This is a genomic window from Mycobacterium sp., from assembly GCF_035314665.1.
Lineage (GTDB): Bacteria > Actinomycetota > Actinomycetes > Mycobacteriales > Mycobacteriaceae > Mycobacterium.
Genome location: NZ_DATFZD010000376.1, coordinates 1 through 20,875, shown reverse-complemented (window position 1 = coordinate 20,875; position 20,875 = coordinate 1). Strand labels below are relative to the sequence as shown.

The window sequence follows — 20,875 nt, the reverse complement described above, 5'->3', positions numbered from 1 at the left end:
TGTCCGGTAACGTCACAGTTTCGTGGGCGGACCGTTGACGAAAGCTGAATTGCAACTCGTCGCGCGGGTGACTACGATCATGAGCTTTGCCGTGATGGTCACCCTCTTGATCGTGTGGGCTGCGCTCAGGCAGTTCGCATCCCAAGCAATAGACCAGGGATACCCTCAGTCGAGAATCGGCCTGCTGGTAGCGAATCTTGGTGGAACGATGGGCTGGCTGACGGTCGGTTGGGCGGTCATTTCCCTGATCGCATACATAACCCTGGTCCGCCTACGGGACGATGCGTGATCCGCTAAACGATCCGCAGATTCATGACACCCGCGCGCTGAGGTGCTTGAGCGCCGCTTCCGCGCCGTTCCACCCCGGGATGCCGGTCACACCCGGACCGGGGTGGGTGCACTGGCCGCACAGGTAGAGTCCGTCGACCGGGGTAGCGAACTTGTCCTCGCCCTCGACGACGCGACCGGTCCACAGCTGGTTGGGTTGTAGCAGGCCGTGCGAGTAGTCGCCCGCGTGCGCGCTGAAGGTGCTGCCGAAGTAGCGGTTGGAGAAGACGACGCGGTTGGTGACGGAGTCGGCGAACCCGGGCGCGTACTTGTCGAAGATCTGCACGCAGGTGTCGGCGTATTGCTCTTTCCAGCTTCGGTTTTCGTCGGCGTCCAGCCCGGTGGGGAAGTACGGCGTGAAAATGGTTGCGCTGTGCTTGCCTTCGGGCGCCAGCGACGCGTCGACCATGCTGGGTATGTATAGGTACGTGGGCGGGGCGTCGGGAAGCTGTCCCTTGCGGTATTGCTCCCAGGCGTCGCTGATGTACTCCGGCGACGGCGCGTAGGCGACGGTGGGACACCACTGTCCGTTGTCGTGCATGAACGGCTGCAGGCGCTCGATCCATTGCGGGGCTTGGTCGATCGTGAGATGTGCCTGGATGTATCCCAGGTTGAAGTTGATCTCCTTGATCTTGCGGATGTAGTCGGGCGGGAAGTTCTGTGCGCCGGCCAGATTCACGAACGTGGTGTACGGGTCGAGTGAGGAGAGCACGGCGTCGGCGGAAATCGTTGTGCCGTCGCGCAGTTCAACTCCGGTCGCACGCCCGTCGCTAACCAGTATCTGTTTGACGTGCGCCTTCATCTGCACCTCGGCACCCAGCGATTCGGCGCGTCGGCACAGCGCCGTGCTCAGCGAGCCGATGCCGCCGCGCGGCATGATGTATTCGACGTTGCCGCCGCCAATCAGGTAGTGGTACAGCGTCGATGCGTTCGAGCCCGGCGTCCAGGGGCCGCCGTCGAAGGCGTCGATCGACATCGCGGCCAGCGAGCCCTGGATGCAGCGGCCCTGGTCGGGCGTCAGGAACCGGCGGACCGTGTCCATCGTGCTGCCGTACCACATCTGGGCGAAGTCGTGGCGGGCCTCGGGAGTGGGCTGTTCGGCAATCACCTCGATGATGTCCAGTGGGGGACCGAATGCCGAGTCGACGAAGTAGGGCGCGAAGCGGCCGATGTGCGCGAACAGGCCGCCGAGCCCCGCCGCGACCTCGGGTCCGTGGTCGTCGAGCAGGTGCCGGCCCATGCGCTCGAGGTCGTTGTACATCACGAACGGCGGGTCGGCCTCGTCGCCGAACGTGCACGTCGACGTCCACTGGTCCATCAGTTCGAAGCCCCACTTGGTCAGCTCTAGGCGTTCGGTCATCTCCTTGCGCCAGATCAGTACCGCCCACGCGCCGACGCTGTGCTTGTATCCGTCGAAGAGTTCCCGGGTCGCGGCCATCCCGCCGAGGAAGTGCGCGCGTTCCAGGACAAGCACTTTCGCGCCGCCCTTCGCGAGCACGTTCGCGGCGACCAAACCGTTGTGGCCTGCCCCGATGATGATCGCGTCGTAGTCGGCCATGCTGACTCCTCCGGTGATGATCCCTCGACAGAAGGCACAATGTCACACCTGACATATTTGCGTCAATGGTGACATTTGGTGTCTGCTTATCCCATGGAATCTCGCAGAGAGCGCACGCGTCAGGCGCTGCAACAGGCGGCGATGAAGCGCTTTGTCGCCGACGGTGTGCACCGGACCAGCGTTTCCGATATCGCCGCCGACGTTGGGGTGACCGAGCGAACCTTCTATCGGCACTTCCCGTCCAAGCACGCGGTGATCTTCGCCGACTACGACATCGGCTTCGAATGGTTCGCTCGTGCGCTGGCGTTGCGCCCGCACGGAGAACCCATCACCGCGTCGGTGCGAAAGGCCATGGACGCGTTCCCCTTTGACTTCGCAATGGTGCGTGAGGCCGCGACCATCCGGTCGCGCGACCTGGACCAGGAGATCATCACCAGGCATATCCGGCGGATGCGCGATCAGGTCGCCGACGAGATCCAGCGCTTCATCCACGAACGTTCCGCGCCCACCGCCGACGGCGCCATGATCGCCGACATCGCCGCACACAGCCTGGCCACCGCGGTGTTCGTGTCACTCGAAACCTGGATGGGCAAGGGCGGAGAGGATGTCGACGAACTCAGTCGCCTCACCGACATTGCGTTGAGCGCGCTGGAAGACGGCCTCACGCACACGCTGCGCCATACCGGATTGGATTGACGCGAGCTACTTTTCGGTTGGCAGCAAGGCAATCATCGTGTCGATGAGCTGCTCGGCATTGGTCTGCCACTTGTCCCAAACGAAATGACCGCTCGATTCGAAACTCGTTGCCCCGTGGGCGGTGGTGAGCAGTAGCGCTCCGTAGTGTCGCGCGCGCCGCGGGCCGACGATGTGGCCGACGAGGTCGAGGAACAGGTCTTGGGTGCGCTCGGCCGCCCGCACCGCCGCGGTCGGATCGCCCGCGGGTGTGGTGAACATCAGGCGGTAAAGATGGGGTCGGGCGCGGCCGATGGCGAGCAGCGAAAGCACTGCGGCGCGCAGCGACTGCTCGGGGGGATCGTCGCCGGTGGCCAGTCGCTCCAGCCGGTCGCCCAGTTGGTTCATGGCGTTCGTGGCGATGGTCGTTAGCAGCGTCTCTTTGTTCGCGAAGTGGCGATAAGGCGCCGATCGTGACACGCCGGCCAGGGCACCCACTTCACGCAGCGTCACCGCATCCGGCCCGCCGCTGTCGAGCAGCGCGCCGGCGGCATCGAGCAACGACTGGCGGGTCATCGCCGCAGTCTCTGATCGCGTCACCACCGGCAGTAGCATAGGTCGCCGACAGTTGAGTTGACAACGTCAACTCAACTGGCCTAGTTTGAGATGACACTGTCAACTGAAACCGGAGATGCCGATGACCGTCTCGAACCGCCGCGAGCTGGTCGTCGTCACCGGCGCCTCGACCGGCATGGGTGCAGCCACCGCGAAAGAGTTGGCGCGCAGAGGCTTTCACGTGCTGGCCGGCGTTCGCCGCGACGTCGACGCCGATGCGCTGCGGACCGAGGGAATCGAGCCGCAGATCCTGGACATCACGGTCGACTCGGATGTGGCCGCCATCGCCGACCGGGTCGCCCGCGATCCGCTGGGCCGGCCGCTGCGCGCGCTGGTCAACAATGCCGGGATCTCGGTCAACGCTCCCGTCGAAGTGCTGCCAATTGCCAAGTGGCGCAACGTATTCGAGGTGAACCTGTTCGGTCAGGTCACGATGACCCAGGCGCTTTTGCCGGCCTTGCTACGCAGCGCGGGCACCGTCGTCAACATCAGTTCGGTGGGCGGCAGGGTGGCGCTGCCGACTTACGGGGCGTACGCGGGCTCCAAGTTCGCACTCGAAGCTGTCAGCGATTCTCTGCGCCGTGAGGTCGGCGGTCTCGGTGTCAACGTCGTCGTGGTCGAACCCGGCGCGGTCAAGACCGAGATGTTGGAACGTGGGATGGCCAACGCGGATCGGTTAAAGGCGGGCATGTCCGCCGATGAACTCGAGCGTTACGGCGATCTCGTGACGGCCGTTTCGGAGCAGGCGCGGTCATTCGGAGAAGACGGTGTTTCCGCCGACAGCGCCGCCAAGGTCATTGCCAGGGCGGCGGTCGCGGCTCGCCCGCGCACCCGCTACACCATCGGGCGTGACGCGGCAATCCTCGTCCGGTTGGCCCGCGTGCTATCCGATCGCGTCCTCGACCGGGTGGTGCGGCTGAACCTTCGGTCCCATTACCCGGCAAACGCCTAATGCGGGTTGTGTTCGCGACACGCAAACACAACGTGTTGTGTTCCATTGTCTTGTCGCCCCCCAGGGGTAGTGTCGATTATCTGAGTATGCTCGACCATCCGTCCTGGTGAAGTGGGGTTCTGGTGACCGAAAAAGTGAAGCTGATCGACCGGGTCTCGGCCATCAACTGGAACCGTCTGCAAGACGAGAAGGACGCTGAGGTCTGGGAGCGGCTGACCGGAAACTTCTGGTTGCCCGAGAAGGTGCCGGTGTCCAACGACATCCCGTCGTGGGGCACGCTGACAGACCACGAGAAGCAGCTGACCATGCGGGTGTTCACCGGGTTGACGTTGCTGGACACCATTCAGGGCACGGTCGGAGCGGTCAGCCTGATTCCCGACGCACTGACGCCGCACGAAGAGGCCGTCTACACCAACATCTCCTTCATGGAGTCGGTGCACGCCAAGAGCTACAGCTCGATCTTTTCCACGCTGTGCTCGACCGCCGAGATCGACGACGCCTTCCGCTGGTCGGAGGAGAACCCCAACCTGCAGCGCAAGGCCGAGATCGTGATGGAGTACTACCGCGGCGACGAGCCGCTCAAGCGCAAAGTGGCCTCCACGCTCCTGGAGAGCTTCCTGTTCTATTCCGGCTTCTACTTGCCGATGTACTGGTCGAGCCGGGCCAAGCTCACCAACACCGCCGACATGATCCGGCTGATCATTCGCGACGAAGCCGTGCACGGCTACTACATCGGATACAAATTCCAGCGCGGGTTGGCGCTCGAGGACGCGGCCAAGCAGGCCGAGCTGAAGGACTACACCTACGAGTTGCTGTTCGAGCTCTATGACAACGAGGTGGAGTACACCCAGGACCTCTACGACGAAGTCGGGCTCACCGAGGACGTCAAGAAGTTCCTGCGCTACAACGCCAACAAGGCGCTGATGAATCTCGGTTACGAGGCGTTGTTCCCGCGCGACGAGACCGACGTCAACCCGGCCATCCTGTCGGCCCTGTCACCCAACGCCGACGAAAACCACGACTTCTTCTCCGGATCGGGATCGTCATACGTGATCGGAAAAGCCGTCGTCACCGAAGACGAGGACTGGAACTTCTAGACCCGCCGGTCTCGCATGCTTCTCCGGCTGATCCTGCAACCCGCGTGGGTGCGATTCGTGGTGTGCGCGTTGTTCCTTGCCGTGTTGTGGGGTCTGTTCACCAGCCTGCAGTCCAGTTATGAGTTCGAAGGCGCCGTCCTGTCAGCCATCGTCTTCGGTGCCGCCCTTGGCGGATATTTCACGGTGACGACCCAAGGCATGCACCGAGCGGCTCAGGACGCGGTCTCCGGACTGGACCAATCGGGACGCTCCGATGCGATCAACGCGGTCGTGCGAGGTGTCGCGCCCGCCGATCCCGATGTGCGCGCGTCGGCGACGCGGCTCGGCAGGATCTATCTCCGCAACAAGTCAGCTGATCAACTCAAGCGCGCGGAGATATGGACCTGGGTCACGTTCGGCGTCCTCATCGCCGGGGGCGTCGCCGGGGCGGCCGCCTTCGCCAACGACAGGCTGCCCTTTGTCGTGCTCGCCGTGTTGGCGACGATCCTGCTGCCCGTCTCGCTGCTCAGCTCGCGGCGGATCCGACGAAATGTCGCGCTGCTCGCCGAAGGTCCCCACTAGACGCCGACCGGAACGGTGTGCGCGTTGATCAGAGTGGGTCGGTCGCGGTCGGCGATGCCGGCCCGAACCAATTCGGCGACCTCGTCGACGGTGTGCGCCTCATGGGCGTCCACGCCGTAGCTGGCGGCCGTTGCCACAACGTCGAGTCCGGGTAGGTCGAGTCCCGGGACTTTAGGCGTTTTCTCCCATACGCCGAACTGCTTGACCACGCCGTACTCGGCGTTGGAGGCGACCACGACCGTGACCGGAATCTGGTAGTGTGCCGCGGTCCACAGCGCGGTGATCGCGTAATGCATTGAGCCATCACCCATTAGCGCGACGACGGGACGATCGGTGGCGGCCAGCTGAGCGCCTACGGACGCCGGTAGCCCCCAGCCGAGCCCGCCCCCGGCGGCCGACAAATGCGACAACGGGTGACCGGGTCGAATGGCGTTGGTGATGGCGAGCTCGTTGCTGCCGGCCTCGCTGACCCACAGCGTCTCGGCGGGCGCTGATTTCCCCACCGCCGTCCAGAGCGCATCCGGCTGCAGCGGCGCCTGGGCGTGTTGGATGTCGGGGATCGCGGCACGTGGGGCCGGAGCCGACCGTTTGGTTGGCTTCGCGGCGTCGAGCAAGGCCCTTGTGGCCGTGGCTAAGTCGGCGACGATCGCGTCCCCGACGGGCGCGCGAGCCGCTTCGTCGGGATCGTTTGTGAGGTGAATCATGCTCGCGCCCTCGGGCAGGTAGGGCCCGGGCACCAGCGGGTAGTACCGAAACACCGGCGTGCCGATCGCAATCAACAGATCGTGTCCGGCCAGTGTCCCCGAGATCCAGCCCGCGCCGGGCGGCAAGGCCCCTTGGTAGAGCGGATGATTCTCGGGGAATCCGCTCCACCCGGTGAGCGGGGCGGTCCATACCGCCGATTGGGTGCGTTCGGCCAGTCCGACAACCGACTCCCACGCGCCATAGCGTTCGACGTCGCCGCCCACGATCAGCGCCGGCGATTTCGCCGCTTCGATTCGTGCGCAGATCCGTTCGGCAAGCTCAGCGGGAAACCCGGTCGCGTGGGTCACCGAGCGCTCACGTACCACCGCGATATTGGCGGCCTGGGCCTCGTCGAGTTCGACCGGCATGTCGTCCATCGGCAGCGAGACAAATACCGGGCCCATTGGTGGGGTGGTGGCCAGGTGGATGGCGCGGGCCAGCACCGCGGGCGCTTCGCTTGCGATGGCAGGCTCGGCCGCCCATTTCACGAACGGCCGTGGCACGGTGGTGGGTTCGATGTTGGTCAGCAGGCAGTACTGGTTCTGCATGTTCCGTCGTTGATTTCCGGCCGTGACGATCAGCGGAGTCTTGTTGCAGTAGGCGTTGTAGAGCTGGCCCTGAGCGTTGCCCATACCGGGCGCGGTGTGCAGGTTGACCAGTGCGGGACGACCGGTGATCTGCGCGTAGGCGTCGGCCATTCCAACCGGGATCATCTCCTGCAGTCCGAGAAAATAGCGGAAATCGTCTGGAAAGTCTTGCAGGAGAGCAAGTTCCGATGAGCCGGGGTTCCCGAAAAAGGTGGTCAGATCGTGGGCGCGCAGCAAATCGAGAATCGCGTTGCGGACGGTGGTCATGTACCTCCGATATCGTCGGGCCGACTTAATCCTCTGTCCGGTTGGCGAAGACCAGGAGTCGAACACCACCTAGGTCATCGCGCTGCCTCGACTCAAGCATAGGGGCGGTCGATTCGCTCATCTTTGGCACCGTGTGCGCGGCGGTGCAAAAGCATCGGGAATGTTTCAACCGATCGGGTACCAAGCCAAAACGTCAATTCAGTACCGGGTTTGATGTCGTATACGGGTATCCGCTGATGCCAGACCTCTAATGCCACGCGTAGTTCGGTGCGAGCCAGATGCGAACCCAGGCAACGATGCGCGCCTCCACCGAAGGCCAGGTGGCGGTTGATCTTCCGATCCAATTGGGGGGCAACGGCGTTCGAGTTATTGGCTTCGTCCGTATTAGCCGATCCGAGCATGAGGAGCACTCGATCGCCGGCCTTCACCGGACATCCACCGAGTTCGGTATCGACGACCGCTTGACGCGGAACACTCATGGCGGGAGACTCCCAGCGCAGCAGCTCCTCGACGATAACGGGGATCACCGAGGGATCTTCAACGATTGCCTGACGCATGTGGTCATTGCGAATGAGGTAGTCGAAAAAGCAATCCAGGGACGCCTCCACCGTATCGAGGCCGGCGACAAAGAGTAGAAAGCTGATGTCAAGAATATCGTTGTGGCTCAAACCTTTACCGTCGATCTCAGCATCTAGAATCCAGCTCAACAGGTCGTCGCGGCGGTGCAAACGGCGGTCGGCGATGACACGCTCGAAGTATTCGTAGATCGAACTTGCGGTGGCCTTCTGATGGGCGTCGGTTTCAGGATGCCCCATAGGCTTGCCGGATCCCACGTTGGGATGAATGATCCCGTCCTTCATCGCCAGGAGTGCTGGCAACTCGTCAGGCGGCAATCCGAGCAGAATGAGGAAGACTTCGCCCGGGAACGGAATCGAGAATGCTTGTGCAAAGTCGATTTCGGCGCTGTCGATGAACTGGTCGATAAGACGGTTGGCCACTGCGATGATCAACCCCTCGCGCGACTTAATTTTTTTGGGCGAGAACAACGGGTCAAGGATCTTTCGAAACTTCGTGTGCTCCGGAGGGTTGATCTGCAGCGGGATGAGCGGGCGCTCATTCTTGAAGTCGCCAGCGTCCTGGGACGCGCGGAACAGACTGGGGCTGTGAAGAACTTCGTCGACCAGTGGCCAGGTGCTCACGACCACACTCGAGTCGTCGATGCGCAACACGGGGGATGTGTCGCGGAGCATCCGGTAGATGAGCCGGGGGTCCCGTTTCAAGGCCTCGCCGGCGGCGCCCACGGGACCCGGACCAGCCGCTGCTTCTTCTTGAGCCGTCATAGTTGGCCGCCACCCTTTCGTCTGAGCCATCCCGTCGTTTGCGTCAAGACGAGTTCAGTTCACCTCATTTCGGGTCACGGTAGTGACCTGGGCCTTCGCTCAAGGTCAGGGATCGCCTCGAAAGATGAACGGTGCATGAATTGTGCGAACGGTGAGCGGGGATGGTAGCGATGTTGACCCGGCTTTCGTGAGACTGATGACGTGGCGATAACCCCATCTTCTACGGCCGCTTTTTTCCGCTCGGTGATCCAGTGGCTGCAGGTCGGCTATCCCGAAGGTGTTCCTGGTCCGGACCGCGTGCCGTTGCTTGCGCTACTGCGCAGCACACCGCTCAGCGACGAAGAGATCACCGAAGTGGTCGACGCCATCGACGAGGAAGCCGAAGGCAAAGTTGACCGTGACGTGATCGCGGACTTCATCTCCGACATGACGCAATACGACGCGGGCCCGGAGAACATCGCGCGAGTGGCCGCCAGGCTTGCCGCCGCCGGTTGGCCGTTGGCGGGTATCGTGGATGCGTCTAACGGCGACGCTTCGGCGTCACAAGCCTGATGTGTCGATGACGAAGCGGTAGCGCACGTCGCTGGCCAGCACCCGCTCGTACGCCTCGTTGACGTAATCGGGTTTGATGACCTCGATTTCCGGCGTCACGTCGTGTTCGGCGCAAAAGTCCAGCATCTCTTGGGTTTCGGCGATCCCGCCGATGTTCGACCCGGACAGGCTGCGCCGGGCCAGCGCCAGCGGGAACGCCGGCACCTCCATCGGGTGCTCGGGGATACCCAGCTCGACGAGCGTGCCGTCGACGTCAAGCAGGTTCAGGTAGTCGCCGAGATTGAGGTTGGCCGAGACGGTGTTGAGGATCAGGTCGAAACTGCCACGAAGTTTCTTGAAGGTGTCCGGGTCGGCGGTGGCGTAGTAGTGGCTGGCGCCCAGGCGCAGCCCGTCCTCCATCTTCTTCAGCGACTGCGACAGCACCGTCACGTCGGCGCCCATCGCCGCGCCCAGCTTGACGCCCATGTGGCCTAGCCCGCCCAGGCCGATGATCGCGAGCCGCGTACCGGGCCCCGCCTTCCAGTGCCGGAGCGGCGAGAAGAGCGTGATGCCGGCGCACAACAGCGGGGCCGCCTTGTCCAGCGGCAACGAGTCGGGGATGCGCACGACGAAGTTCTCATCGACAACGACGGCCTGGCTGTAGCCGCCCTGCGTCGACGTGCCGTCTTTGTCGATCGAGTTGTAGGTGAAGGTCGCGCCGGGCTTGCAGTACTGCTCGAGCCCGGCCTTACAGCTGCTGCAGTGACCGCAGGAGTTGACCATGCAGCCGACCCCGACGTGATCGCCCACTTTGTGTTTGGTGACCGCAGAGCCCACCGCGCTGACCACGCCGGCGATCTCGTGACCGGGAACCACCGGGTAATTGGGTTGTCCCCATTCGGCTTTCACGGTGTGGATGTCGGAGTGACAGATGCCGGCGAACTTGATATCGATGGACACATCGTGCGGGCCGGGGTCGCGGCGGGTGATCGTGGTCTTGGTCAGCGGCGCGGTAGCCGAGGTGGCGGCATATGCGGAAACAGTGCTCATGGGCAATCCTCTTGAGTGCGCTTATTGCAATAACGAATTCTATTAGACCCAAACAAAATAGCATAGATAGGCTATGTATTTCCTTCGGTGCGGTCGACATCACAACCGCTGGCCGTCAGTTGACCGGGGCGTTCACAAAGCGCAGATCGTCGATCACACCGCTGGCCGCAACCACACCTTCGCCGGTCTGCCATATTTCGTTGTTGACCACAAAGACCCGATTGTCGCGGTTGGCGCCTAGTTTTCGCCACGGGTCGCTGTCGAAGATGGTGGCGGCGCGGTCTTTGGCCGCCGGCGACGCGAACGACACGTACACCAGGTCGGCGTCCGCCGCGGAGAAGTCCGGGTTGCCCGCCAAGTCGGCGTCGGTGCTGCCCATCTCGATATACGGCTTGTCGGTAAACCGTTGCGACGCAGGACGATCCACGCCGACCGCGGTTAGCACGCTGGCCGGGAAGTTTTCGGCGCCGTATACCCGGATGGTGTTCTCGGTGAACTGCACGATCGACGCCTGGTAGTGGGCGGCGTCGTGCGCGGCGCCGTCGTCGTGGGCCTTCTTGGTGAAGTCGTCGATCACGCCGCCCGCGGCGTCCGCCCGGCCGGTAGCCGCTCCAACCCCGCGCAGGTTGTCTTCCCACGCCGCACCCGGTGCCCCGGTGAACACCGTCGGCGCGATCGCGGCCAGCGCCGAGTACAGCTTCGGCGTCAACGCCTGCGAGCCAAGGATCAGATCCGGCTTGGCCGCCCCGATAGCCGCCAGGTCGGGGCTGCTGTGGGTGCCCACGCCCGGCAGCCGATGCACAACCGTGCCCAGGTAGGACGGCTGGCTCGAGGAGCCGTCCGGCAGCGCAGCAGCGACGATCCGCGACTGCAGGCCCAGCGCGCACAGGGCGTCCAGCTGGTCGCCGGAGAGCACGACGATCCGCTGCGGATCAGCGGGCACCTGGGCCTCGTGGGGCTGCACGCCCGCCGCGTTGGGGGCTGTGCGAGTCGGCGGCCCGGGATCGGGTTCGGCCGGTTGTGGCGCACACGACTCGTCTGGTCGCCGCTGGTTGCCCAGAACGCCGGCCCCGGCGATTTGGGTGGTGCTGGTGATCACCGACGTCGACGACGCGCTGCCCCCGGGCGGCCCCGTCGTGCAACCAGTGCACAGCGCGGCGGAAATCGCCGTCGCAGCGGCGGCGCACATCACAGGTCGCATACCCCTGAACTGCACGGGTCCGACGGTAACATCCGGCTAGCTGACGCCGGCTGCGCGCGCTCGACGAGGAGGCGCGGCCTTTCCCGCCCCATTACGACAGTTTGTAGGACCAGTCGCTCGCCGGACACCGTCGAAGGCTAGACTCAAGAGCCACTGATCCCAGTTGCCCCGCCCGACGTTTGGAGGAGCTCTTGACCACCGAAGCGCCCCCGCTGGGAGAACTCGAGGCGAGTCGTCCGTACCCGCCCCGAACAGGCCCTAAAGGCAACCTGGTCTACCGGCTGATCACCACCACCGATCACAAGATGATCGGCATCATGTACTGCGTCGCCTGCTTCATCTTCTTCTTCATCGGCGGGCTGCTGGCGCTGTTGATGCGCACCGAGTTGGCCGCGCCCGGTCTGCAGTTCTTGTCGAATGAGCAGTTCAACCAGTTGTTCACCATGCACGGCACGATCATGCTGCTGTTCTATGCCACCCCGATCGTCTTCGGTTTCGCCAATCTGGTGCTGCCGCTGCATATCGGCGCGCCCGACGTGGCGTTCCCACGGCTGAACGCCTTCTCGTTTTGGCTGTTCTTATTCGGTGCCACGATTGCGACCGCCGGTTTCGTGACGCCGGGCGGTGCCGCCGACTTCGGCTGGACCGCCTACACCCCGTTGACCGACGCCATCCACTCACCAGGTGTCGGCGGCGACCTGTGGATCATGGGTATCGCGGTTGGCGGGCTCGGCACCATCCTGGGCGCGGTCAACATGATCACCACCGTGGTCTGCATGCGCGCACCGGGGATGACGATGTTCCGGATGCCGATCTTCACCTGGAACATCCTGGTGACGTCGATCCTGATCCTGATCGCCTTCCCGCTGCTGACCGCGGCATTGTTCGGGCTGGCCGCCGACCGGCACCTGGGCGCCCACATCTACGACTCGGCCAACGGCGGAGTGCTGTTGTGGCAGCACCTGTTCTGGTTCTTCGGCCACCCCGAGGTCTACATCATCGCGCTGCCGTTCTTCGGGATCGTGACCGAGATCTTCCCGGTCTTCTCCCGTAAACCGATCTTCGGCTACACCACGTTGGTCTACGCGACCCTGTCGATCGCCGCGTTGTCGGTTGCGGTGTGGGCGCACCACATGTTCGCAACGGGTGCCGTACTGCTGCCCTTCTTCTCCTTCATGACCTATCTGATCGCGGTGCCGACCGGCATCAAGTTCTTCAACTGGATCGGCACCATGTGGAAGGGCCAGTTGACCTTCGAGACGCCGATGCTGTTCTCGGTCGGCTTTCTGGTCACGTTCCTGCTGGGCGGTCTGACCGGTGTGCTGCTGGCCAGCCCACCGCTGGACTTCCACGTCACCGACAGCTATTTCGTGGTCGCGCACTTCCACTACGTGTTGTTCGGCACCATCGTCTTCGCCACCTTCGCGGGCGTCTACTTCTGGTTCCCGAAGATGACCGGCCGGCTACTCGACGAGCGGCTGGGCAAGCTGCACTTCTGGCTGACGTTCATCGGCTTCCACACCACGTTTCTGGTGCAGCACTGGCTGGGCGACATGGGGATGCCGCGCCGCTACGCCGATTACCTGCCGACTGACGGATTCCAGATCTACAACGTCGTCTCGACGATCGGGGCGTTCATCCTCGGCGCGTCGATGGTCCCGTTCGTCTGGAACGTCTTCAAGAGCTGGCGCTACGGCGAGGTGGTCACCGTCGACGACCCGTGGGGCTACGGCAACTCGCTGGAGTGGGCGACCAGTTGCCCGCCGCCGCGGCACAACTTCACCGAGCTGCCTCGCATCCGTTCCGAGCGTCCGGCTTTCGAGTTGCACTACCCGCACATGGTGGAGCGACTTCGCGCCGAGGCGCACGTGGGTCGCGGCCACGGTCCGACCGACGGCGATGTCACCAGAATCGACGACGTAAGCGTTCGCAGCTGATGGGCCGTCCCGACGGCAATCTGGGGTGACCAGACCCCGCATGGTGTCGGCGTTGATCACCGTCACCGGTGTCGATAAGCCAGGTGTGACTTCGGCGCTCTTCGAGGTTCTCGCGGGCCACAAGGTCGAGCTGCTCAACGTCGAGCAGGTGGTGATCCGGGGCTGGCTGACGTTGGGTGTGCTGGTGTCGGCGCCGCTGGACGTGGCCGAAGGCAAGGCGCTGCGGGCGGACGTCGAGGCGGCCATCCACGCAGTTGGCCTGGACGTCAGCATCGAGCGCAGCGATGATCTGCCGGTCATCCGGGACCCGTCGACGCACACCATCGTGGTGCTGGGCCGGCCGATCACCGCCGAAGCGTTCGGCACGGTCGCCCGCGAGGTGGCCGCACTGGGCGTCAACATCGACCTCATCCGCGGTGTCTCCGACTATCCGGTGACGGGCCTCGAGCTGCGGGTCTCGGTGCCGCCGGGCATGGGCGGTCAGCTGCAGGCCGCGCTGACGGGGGTGGCCGCCGACGCGGGCGTGGACGTGGCGCTGGAGGATTACAGCCTGTCCCGGCGGGCCAAACGACTGATCGTGTTCGACGTCGACTCGACGCTGATCCAGGGGGAGGTCATCGAAATGCTGGCCGCCCGGGTTGGCGCCCAGGACGCCGTCGCCGCCATCACCGAGGCCGCGATGCGCGGCGAACTGGACTTCGCGGAGTCGTTGCACCGGCGGGTCGCCACCCTGGCCGGCCTGCCCGCCGAGGTGCTCGACGAGGTCGGCGAACAGCTGGAACTGACCGCCGGCGCGCGAACCACGATACGAACGCTGCGGCGGCTCGGTTATCACGTGGGCGTCGTGTCCGGCGGCTTCCGGCAGGTCATCGACCCGCTGGCGCACGAGCTGATGCTGGACTTCGTCGCCGCCAACCAGTTGGAGATCGTCGACGGCAAAATCACCGGCCGGGTCATCGGCCAGGTCATCGACCGCGCGGGTAAAGCCAAGGCCCTGCGCGACTTCGCGCATCAGGCGGGCGTGCCGTTGGAGCAGACGGTCGCGGTCGGTGACGGCGCCAACGACATCGACATGCTGGCCGCCGCGGGGTTAGGCATCGCGTTCAACGCCAAACCCGCGCTGCGAGAGGTCGCCGACGCCTCGCTGAGCCACCCGTACCTGGACACGGTGCTATTTTTGCTCGGCGTCACCCGCGGTGAGATCGAGGCCGCCGACGCGGTCGACGGTATGGTGCGACGCGTCGAGATCCCGCCGGAGTAACCGCGCGAGCGGTACGGCACGATGGTCGGGTGCCCGAAACCGGAAGCGACGCAGCCGACTCGGATCTGCTGATCGACTTCACGGACGTTTCGTTGCGCCGCGACGGCCACATGCTGGTTGGGCCGGTGACTTGGCAGGTGGAGCTGGACGAACGCTGGGTGATCATCGGCGCCAATGGGGCGGGCAAGACGTCGTTACTGCGCATCGCCGCGGCCGCCGAGCACCCGTCGTCGGGCGTTGCCTATGTGCTCGGTGAGCGTCTCGGCCGGGTCGACATGTCCGAGCTGCGTTCCCGGGTGGGCCTGAGTTCCTCGGCGGTGGCGCAACGGATTCCGGACCACGAGGTGGTGCGCGACCTGGTTGTCTCGGCCGGCTACGCGGTGCTCGGGCGGTGGCGGGAACACTACGAAGAGGTCGACTACCACCGGGCGGTCGACATGCTGGAAAGTCTGGGCGCCGAGCATCTGGCCGACCGCGTGTACGGGACCTTGTCGGAGGGTGAGCGCAAGCGGATCCTGATCGCGCGCGCGTTGATGACCGACCCCGAGCTGCTGTTGCTCGACGAACCGGCCGCCGGTCTGGACCTCGGCGGCCGCGAGGAGCTGGTGGCGCGGCTGACGGACTTGGCCGCCGACCCCGATGCTCCGGCGCTGGTCCTGGTCACCCACCACGTCGAGGAGATTCCGCCCGGCTTCAGCCACTGCATGCTGATGTCGGAGGGACAGATCGTCGCAGCGGGTTTGCTCACCGACGTGCTGACCAGCGAGAATCTGTCGGCGGCGTTCGGCCAGGCGATCACGGTCGACTTGATCGACGGGCGTTACTTTGCCCGGCGCACCCGCACCCGCGCGGCCCACCGGAGGCGCTTGTGACTGATGACACGTATGTCCCGTTGCCAGCGCGGCCGGCCGCGACCGTGATGCTGCTGCGGGAAGACCCAAAAGGTATCGCAGTCTTCCTGATGCGGCGGCATGCCGGAATGGAATTCGCCGCCGGGACGGTGGTGTTTCCCGGCGGCGGTGTCGATGACCGTGACCGCAATGCCGATATCGCGTGGGCCGGGCCGCCGCCGTCGTGGTGGGCGGAGCGGTTCGGCACCGACACCGAGCTGGCCGAGGCGCTGGTGTGCGCTGCCGCCCGCGAGACCTTCGAGGAATGCGGCGTGCTGTTCGCCGGCCCGGCCGACGACCCGGGCGGCATCGTCGGCGATGCGTCGGTGTACCGCCAATCCCGCCAGGCGCTGGCTGATCGCACGCTGTCGTTCGCGGACTTCCTGCGCCGGGAAAACCTGGTGCTGCGGGCCGATTTGCTGCGGCCGTGGGCCAACTGGGTGACCCCGGAAGCAGAGCGCACCCGCCGCTACGACACCTACTTCTTCGTCGGGGCGTTGCCGGAAGGTCAGCGCGCCGACGGCGACAACACCGAGTCCGACCGTGCGGAGTGGAGCACGCCACAGGCCGCCGTCGCCGACTTCGAAGCCGGCCGCTCCTTCCTGTTGCCGCCAACCTGGACCCAGCTGGATTCGCTGGCCGGACGCTCGGTCGCCGACGTGCTGGCCGTAGAGCGTCAGATCGTCACGGTGCAACCGAACCTCGAAATCGACGGCGACAACTGGATATTCGAATTCTTCGACTCCGACCGCTACCACGCGACGCGCAGGGCCGGTGGACACCGATGGCGGATATGAGCGAGTTCGTCAGCATCCACGTGGGTGCCGAGCGCCCGAGCGTCGGCACCCTGGTGGTATCGCGGCCACCCACCAACGCCATGACCCGGCAGGTCTACCGGGAGATCGTGCAGGCCGCCGCCGACATCGGTCGGCGCGACGACATCGCCGCGGTGATCATCTTCGGCGGTCACGAGATCTTTTCCGCCGGCGACGATATGACCCAACTGCGCACGCTGATCCCATCGGAAGCCGAGACCTGGGCAGGCGTGCGACGCGACGCCGTCGACGCCGTCGCGGCGATTCCTAAGCCGACCGTGGCGGCGATCACCGGTTACGCGCTGGGCGCCGGCCTGGGCCTGGCGCTGGCCGCCGATTGGCGAGTGAGCGGCGACAACGTGCGATTCGGCGCGACGGAGATTCTGGCCGGTCTGGTGCCCGACGGCGGCGGCATGGCGCGGCTGACCCGCACGGTCGGGGTCAGCAAGGCCAAGGAACTGGTGTACAGCGGGCGGTTCTTCGACGCCGAGGAGGCGCTGGCCTTAGGCGTGATCGACGACATGGTCGCCCCCGACGACGTCTACGACGCCGCCGTGGCCTGGGCCGGGCGCTTCGTTGACGGACCCCCGGACGCGCTGGCTGCCGCGAAGGCCGGCATCGACGAGGTGTTCGACCTGGGGCCGGCCGAGCGCCTGGCCGCAGAACGCCGCCGCTTTGTGGACGTCTTCGGCAATGCCACTAAGCTGGCCCTTCGTGACGAGGAGTTCGAAGCCCGCCGGTGACCCGGCGCCGCAACCGCATGCCACCGCCGAGCAGGTGGAGGCCGCCCGCCACGACAGCAAGCTGGCCCAGGTGCTCTACCACGACTGGGAGGCGGAGAATTACGACGAGAAGTGGTCGATCTCGTACGACCAGCGCTGCATCGACTATGCGCGGGACTGCTTCGACGGCGTGGTCCCCGACGACGAGATCTACCGCCTGCCATACGACAGAGCCCTCGAATTAGGTTGTGGTACTGGATTTTTCCTGCTGAACCTAGTCCAATCTGGAGTCGCGCGACGGGGTTCGGTCACCGACCTGTCGCCGGGCATGGTCAAAGTCGCCACTCGCAACGGGCAGTCGCTGGGCCTGGACATCGATGGCCGGGTCGCCGACGCCGAGGGCATCCCGTACGACGACAACACGTTCGACCTGGTGGTGGGACACGCTGTGCTGCACCATATTCCGGATGTCGAGCTGTCGCTGCGTGAGGTGCTGCGGGTGCTGCGGCCGGGTGGGCGCTTCGTGTTCGCCGGCGAACCGACCTCTGTCGGCGACGGGTACGCCCGGGCATTGTCGACGCTGACCTGGCGGATCGCCACCAACGTCACCAAGCTGCCCGGTCTGGGCAGCTGGCGACGCCCACAGGAAGAGCTCGACGAATCCTCCCGTGCCGCGGCGCTGGAAGCCCTTGTAGACCTGCACACCTTCGCCCCCGGCGACCTGGAAAAGATGGCCACCGCCGCCGGCGCCGTCGACGTCGAGACCGCCACGGTCGAGTTCACTGCTGCGATGTTGGGTTGGCCGCTGCGCACCTTCGAATACGCGGTGCCTGCGGACCGGCTGGGCTGGGCCTGGGCCAAGTTCGCGTTCACCAGTTGGAAGACGTTGAGCTGGATTGATGAGAACCTGTCCCGCCGCGTGGTGCCGAAGGGCTGGTTCTACAACGTGATGATCACCGGGAACAAGCCGTCCTGAACTTCGGGCTCGACGACGTTGCTTACCTGATATCGGACGCGGGCCGCGCGGCGCTGGCCGTCGTCGATGGGTTGCCGCTGACCGACCGCGTCACCGAGATCGCAACGCTACGAAAGCAATTCGGCGATCGGACACCGGCGCTGGTGGAAACCGTGTTGCTGCGGCGGCGCGCCGCCGACAAGCTGCCCGATACTGGCGAGTGGCTGTTCACTGACGAAGCGCTGCAACAGGCGACCGCTGCGCCCGTGGCATCGCATCGGGCGCAGCGGCTCGCCGGCCGCGTCGTGCACGATGTGACCTGCTCGATCGGCACCGAGGTCGCGGCGCTGTGCGGCTGCGCGGCCCGGGTGGTGGGAAGTGATATCGACCCGGTGCGGCTGGCGATGGCGCGGCACAACCTCGGCGCCGCCGCCGATCTGTGTCGCGCCGACGCGCTACACCCGGTGACCCGCGACGCGGTGGTGCTGGCCGACCCCGCCCGGCGCGGCGGCGGGCGACGGCGCTTCAACCCGCGCGACTACCGGCCGGCCCTGGACCAGCTCTTCGATGTCTACCGTGGTCGGGAGCTGGTCGTAAAGTGCGCTCCCGGAATCGATTTCGACGTCGCGAAACGGCTGGGCTTCGACGGCGAGATCGAGGTGACGTCCCATCAAGCGTCGGTGCGCGAAGCGTGCTTGTGGTCGTCGGGTTTGGCCGAGCAAGGTGTGCGGCGCCGCGCAACCATCCTGGATCGCGGCGAACAGATCACTGACGCCGAGCCGGACGACTGCCCGGTTCGGCCCGTCGGCCGGTGGATCGTCGACCCCGACGGCGCCGTGGTGCGGGCCGGTTTGGTGCGCCATTACGCTGCGCGGCACGGGCTGTGGCAACTGGACGCGCACATCGCCTACCTGTCGGGGGAGCAGTTGCCCACCGGGGTGCGCGGATTCGAGGTTCTGCAGCAGCTGCCGTTCGACGAGCGTCGATTGCGTCAGACGCTGTCAGCCCTGGACTGCGGGTCGCTGGAGATCCTGGTGCGCGGGGTGGACGTCGACCCCACGGCGCTGCGGCGAAGGTTGGCATTGCGCGGCAGTCAGGCCTTGACCGTGGTGATCACCCGGGTCGGCTCAGGTGCAGCCGCGCGGGGGATGGCGTTCGTGTGCCGGCCGTCCTGGTAGCGACGGAATGTCCCTCGCCGCCATCCTCTTGACTGACGGTGCGACCGCTTCGGCTCGAGGCGCCGATTACCTATACGACACCATCTCGGCGTTGAGTAACGAATCCGGCACCGCCGCCTCGACCTGCGGCGGCTTCCTGGCCGATCTGCTGTCGCTGTTCTGAGGTCGCTTCCTTCCCGAGAGGACCAAGCCCGCACCTAGTGGGTGTGGGTTGGCCTCGCTTTTGTGCCGCCCATCGCGTTTAGGCTGGACTAAACGGCGTTCCACTGAGAGCGGCCCTTGAGTTCTCATCGTCCGAATACAAGCCTTCGACATACTCAGAGTTCCTTCCAAGGCGATTCGTAGAATTTTTGTATGATTTTTGCTAAATTTTCCTCAGCTTGGCCTAAGCTAGGAACACTCAGCGGTCGGCCCGCTGTGACCACACAAGTCGACGCACCCGCCAGGGTGCGCTTGGGGGAAGGAAGACCATCGTGAACACTCGTGATATCGCTCGGCTCGGGATGCTGGCAGTGGGGTTGGGCATCGGCGCCGTATGGGCCCACACGCCAGTCGCCTCGGCCGACTCGTCTACCGACTGGTTGTCCTCAATCGACAGTCTTCTGAGTGGGGCTCTCCCAGCGGCCGACTCGACATCAACGCTGGATTACCAGATCTCAATCGACGGGAAGGATTTGTTCCCCACAACAGGCAACCTCGCCACCGCCACCTCAGGCACTAATGACATCGCAATCGCCTACGGCGACGGCGCGAACGCCTCTGCCACCGGCGGCACCGGCGACTACGCCTTAGCCTCGGGCACCAACGCTCTCGCGAATGCCGGCGGGCTAAGCACCGACACCGGCGCGAATGGCGACACCGCCATCGACATCGGCAATAACGACATTCCGAGTACGGGGGGGGCCCCCCTCGACGGCGCCTACGCCGGCGACTCCGCCCTGATCGGTAGCAGCAACGGCGATACCGGCAGCTACGACACCGCCATCGACCTCGGCAACAACACCAACGACACCGCTCTGGGCGTCGGCGGTTACGACGGCGCCTTCGCCGGGGGCGGCGGCCTGGTCGGTCTCACCGGGAACGGCAACTATGACACCGCGATCAGCTTGGGCAACGAAGAAGGCGCCGATAATGGCCCCGCTGCCGTCGCCGGCAACTTCGACACCGCCACCGTTTCCGGCAACGAAGTCGGCCAGTCCGTCGGTGCCTTCGCGGGCCTCGGCAACGGCGACCTCGCCTCGGTCGTGGGCGGCACCAGTGCCGCGGACGCCGGCGGCAACTTCGGCACCGGCGTCACCGGCAACTACGACATCGCCACCGTCTTCGACCCGTTTGGCACCGTGGGCAGCTATGCCGACTCTGGCGCGAACGCTAGTGATCCCGGCAATTACGACTTCGCCGGTGCCTTCGCTGACGATCTTCAAGCAATCGCTACCGGCGCGAACTACCTATTCGAGGTCCTGCCGACGTTGTTCTGATATGGGGGACTTCGTGTCAAGTGGGCAGGGTGAAGCGGCGGCCGCAACCGTCGCTGCGGCCGCCGCTTCGTTGATCAGTTGAGTCGTCGGGGTGTCGAGCGTGTCGTATCGACGCGTGTCAGTCTGATATTCGCGGG

21 protein-coding genes are annotated in these 20,875 nt (G+C 65.1%); 15 read left to right on the top strand and 6 right to left on the bottom strand.

Features of this window, described 5'->3' with window-relative positions; genetic code table 11:
• The first annotated feature begins 22 nt into the window (after positions 1-22).
• Positions 23-289: a hypothetical protein gene (locus tag VKI00_RS26875; protein WP_324443671.1), complete on the top strand. Its 267-nt coding sequence runs from the start codon at positions 23-25 to the stop codon at positions 287-289.
• A gap of 21 nt (positions 290-310) precedes the next feature.
• Here VKI00_RS26875 and VKI00_RS26870 read toward each other — a convergent pair whose 3' ends face one another.
• Positions 311-1,885, bottom strand: coding sequence for an NAD(P)/FAD-dependent oxidoreductase (locus VKI00_RS26870; protein ID WP_324443669.1), 1,575 nt, complete (start codon positions 1,883-1,885; stop codon positions 311-313).
• A gap of 93 nt (positions 1,886-1,978) precedes the next feature.
• Here VKI00_RS26870 and VKI00_RS26865 point away from each other — a divergent pair, with 93 nt between their 5' ends.
• Complete coding sequence (locus VKI00_RS26865) at positions 1,979-2,581, top strand: TetR/AcrR family transcriptional regulator (protein ID WP_324443667.1); 603 nt, start codon at positions 1,979-1,981, stop codon at positions 2,579-2,581.
• A 6-nt stretch (positions 2,582-2,587) separates the two neighbouring features.
• Here the strand turns inward: VKI00_RS26865 and VKI00_RS26860 are convergent, their stop codons facing one another.
• Positions 2,588-3,118, bottom strand: coding sequence for a TetR/AcrR family transcriptional regulator (locus VKI00_RS26860; RefSeq protein ID WP_324443665.1), 531 nt, complete (start codon positions 3,116-3,118; stop codon positions 2,588-2,590).
• 136 nt (positions 3,119-3,254) lie between these two features.
• Here VKI00_RS26860 and VKI00_RS26855 point away from each other — a divergent pair, with 136 nt between their 5' ends.
• The 3 genes from VKI00_RS26855 to VKI00_RS26845 all read left to right on the top strand — a co-directional run bounded on the left by VKI00_RS26855 (position 3,255) and on the right by VKI00_RS26845 (position 5,782).
• On the top strand, positions 3,255-4,124 hold the full coding sequence (locus VKI00_RS26855) for an SDR family NAD(P)-dependent oxidoreductase (protein WP_324443663.1): 870 nt from the start codon (positions 3,255-3,257) through the stop codon (positions 4,122-4,124).
• Positions 4,125-4,246: 122 nt separating this feature from the next.
• Complete coding sequence (gene nrdF, locus VKI00_RS26850; protein ID WP_324443661.1) at positions 4,247-5,221, top strand: class 1b ribonucleoside-diphosphate reductase subunit beta; 975 nt, start codon at positions 4,247-4,249, stop codon at positions 5,219-5,221.
• 15 nt (positions 5,222-5,236) lie between these two features.
• Positions 5,237-5,782 carry a hypothetical protein gene (locus tag VKI00_RS26845; protein WP_324443659.1) on the top strand — a complete coding sequence of 182 codons (546 nt, stop codon included), beginning with the start codon at positions 5,237-5,239 and terminating at the stop codon, positions 5,780-5,782.
• On the opposite strand, the gene mdlC is transcribed toward VKI00_RS26845, so the two are convergent.
• Together mdlC and VKI00_RS26835 are read right to left on the bottom strand one after the other, a co-directional pair.
• A complete protein-coding gene (gene mdlC / locus VKI00_RS26840; protein WP_324443657.1) occupies positions 5,779-7,380 on the bottom strand; it encodes a benzoylformate decarboxylase in 1,602 nt (533 codons plus the stop codon). The two genes, VKI00_RS26845 and mdlC, sit on opposite strands and share 4 nt — an antisense overlap.
• Before the next feature lie 92 nt (positions 7,381-7,472).
• Positions 7,473-8,720, bottom strand: coding sequence for a cytochrome P450 (locus VKI00_RS26835; protein WP_324443656.1), 1,248 nt, complete (start codon positions 8,718-8,720; stop codon positions 7,473-7,475).
• Between the two features lie 243 nt (positions 8,721-8,963).
• Here VKI00_RS26835 and VKI00_RS26830 point away from each other — a divergent pair, with 243 nt between their 5' ends.
• Complete coding sequence (locus VKI00_RS26830; protein ID WP_324443695.1) at positions 8,964-9,272, top strand: DUF3349 domain-containing protein; 309 nt, start codon at positions 8,964-8,966, stop codon at positions 9,270-9,272.
• Here the strand turns inward: VKI00_RS26830 and VKI00_RS26825 are convergent.
• Both VKI00_RS26825 and VKI00_RS26820 read right to left on the bottom strand, forming a co-directional pair.
• The gene (locus VKI00_RS26825; RefSeq protein WP_324443654.1) at positions 9,261-10,301 is read right to left on the bottom strand and encodes an NAD(P)-dependent alcohol dehydrogenase; all 1,041 of its coding nucleotides are present in this window, start codon (positions 10,299-10,301) and stop codon (positions 9,261-9,263) included. The two genes, VKI00_RS26830 and VKI00_RS26825, sit on opposite strands and share 12 nt — an antisense overlap.
• A gap of 115 nt (positions 10,302-10,416) precedes the next feature.
• Positions 10,417-11,502, bottom strand: a complete 1,086-nt coding sequence (locus VKI00_RS26820) for an iron-siderophore ABC transporter substrate-binding protein (protein ID WP_324443693.1) — start codon at positions 11,500-11,502, stop codon at positions 10,417-10,419.
• Between the two features lie 191 nt (positions 11,503-11,693).
• Here VKI00_RS26820 and ctaD point away from each other — a divergent pair, with 191 nt between their 5' ends.
• The 9 genes from ctaD to VKI00_RS26775 all read left to right on the top strand — a co-directional run bounded on the left by ctaD (position 11,694) and on the right by VKI00_RS26775 (position 20,738).
• Positions 11,694-13,439, top strand: coding sequence for a cytochrome c oxidase subunit I (gene ctaD / locus VKI00_RS26815; RefSeq protein ID WP_324443652.1), 1,746 nt, complete (start codon positions 11,694-11,696; stop codon positions 13,437-13,439).
• 40 nt (positions 13,440-13,479) lie between these two features.
• Positions 13,480-14,700 (top strand): phosphoserine phosphatase SerB, encoded by a 1,221-nt coding sequence (serB, locus tag VKI00_RS26810; RefSeq protein WP_324443691.1) that lies wholly within the window; start codon positions 13,480-13,482, stop codon positions 14,698-14,700.
• Positions 14,701-14,729: 29 nt separating this feature from the next.
• Positions 14,730-15,572 (top strand): ABC transporter ATP-binding protein, encoded by an 843-nt coding sequence (locus VKI00_RS26805; RefSeq protein WP_324443650.1) that lies wholly within the window; start codon positions 14,730-14,732, stop codon positions 15,570-15,572.
• Between the two features lie 47 nt (positions 15,573-15,619).
• Positions 15,620-16,387: an NUDIX hydrolase gene (locus VKI00_RS26800; RefSeq protein ID WP_324443689.1), complete on the top strand. Its 768-nt coding sequence runs from the start codon at positions 15,620-15,622 to the stop codon at positions 16,385-16,387.
• Entirely contained in the window at positions 16,384-17,148 is a 765-nt protein-coding gene (locus VKI00_RS26795; RefSeq protein WP_324443648.1) for an enoyl-CoA hydratase, read from the top strand. Before VKI00_RS26800 ends, VKI00_RS26795 begins: the two co-directional genes overlap by 4 nt.
• Positions 17,120-18,103 (top strand): methyltransferase domain-containing protein, encoded by a 984-nt coding sequence (locus tag VKI00_RS26790; protein ID WP_324443645.1) that lies wholly within the window; start codon positions 17,120-17,122, stop codon positions 18,101-18,103. The genes VKI00_RS26795 and VKI00_RS26790 overlap by 29 nt, the downstream gene beginning before the upstream one ends.
• Positions 18,100-19,260, top strand: coding sequence for a THUMP-like domain-containing protein (locus VKI00_RS26785; protein ID WP_414687300.1), 1,161 nt, complete (start codon positions 18,100-18,102; stop codon positions 19,258-19,260). Before VKI00_RS26790 ends, VKI00_RS26785 begins: the two co-directional genes overlap by 4 nt.
• 7 nt (positions 19,261-19,267) lie before the next feature.
• Positions 19,268-19,423, top strand: coding sequence for a hypothetical protein (locus VKI00_RS26780; RefSeq protein WP_324443643.1), 156 nt, complete (start codon positions 19,268-19,270; stop codon positions 19,421-19,423).
• 310 nt (positions 19,424-19,733) lie between these two features.
• The gene (locus VKI00_RS26775; protein ID WP_324443641.1) at positions 19,734-20,738 is read left to right on the top strand and encodes a hypothetical protein; all 1,005 of its coding nucleotides are present in this window, start codon (positions 19,734-19,736) and stop codon (positions 20,736-20,738) included.
• The last annotated feature ends 137 nt before the right edge of the window (positions 20,739-20,875 follow it).

Bases quoted from the DNA above. Each gene is read 5' to 3' on its own strand.
- VKI00_RS26800 (WP_324443689.1), top strand. From the start codon at position 15,620: ATGCTGCTGCGGGAAGACCCAAAAGGTATCGCAGTCTTCCTGATGCGG.
- VKI00_RS26795 (WP_324443648.1), top strand. From the start codon at position 16,384: ATGAGCGAGTTCGTCAGCATCCACGTGGGTGCCGAGCGCCCGAGCGTC.
- VKI00_RS26870 (WP_324443669.1), bottom strand. From the start codon at position 1,885: ATGGCCGACTACGACGCGATCATCATCGGGGCAGGCCACAACGGTTTG.
- VKI00_RS26865 (WP_324443667.1), top strand. From the start codon at position 1,979: ATGGAATCTCGCAGAGAGCGCACGCGTCAGGCGCTGCAACAGGCGGCG.
- serB (WP_324443691.1), top strand. From the start codon at position 13,480: ATGGTGTCGGCGTTGATCACCGTCACCGGTGTCGATAAGCCAGGTGTG.
- VKI00_RS26825 (WP_324443654.1), bottom strand. From the start codon at position 10,301: ATGAGCACTGTTTCCGCATATGCCGCCACCTCGGCTACCGCGCCGCTG.
- VKI00_RS26855 (WP_324443663.1), top strand. From the start codon at position 3,255: ATGACCGTCTCGAACCGCCGCGAGCTGGTCGTCGTCACCGGCGCCTCG.
- VKI00_RS26835 (WP_324443656.1), bottom strand. From the start codon at position 8,720: ATGACGGCTCAAGAAGAAGCAGCGGCTGGTCCGGGTCCCGTGGGCGCC.
- mdlC (WP_324443657.1), bottom strand. From the start codon at position 7,380: ATGACCACCGTCCGCAACGCGATTCTCGATTTGCTGCGCGCCCACGAT.
- VKI00_RS26820 (WP_324443693.1), bottom strand. From the start codon at position 11,502: ATGCGACCTGTGATGTGCGCCGCCGCTGCGACGGCGATTTCCGCCGCG.
- VKI00_RS26845 (WP_324443659.1), top strand. From the start codon at position 5,237: ATGCTTCTCCGGCTGATCCTGCAACCCGCGTGGGTGCGATTCGTGGTG.
- VKI00_RS26780 (WP_324443643.1), top strand. From the start codon at position 19,268: ATGTCCCTCGCCGCCATCCTCTTGACTGACGGTGCGACCGCTTCGGCT.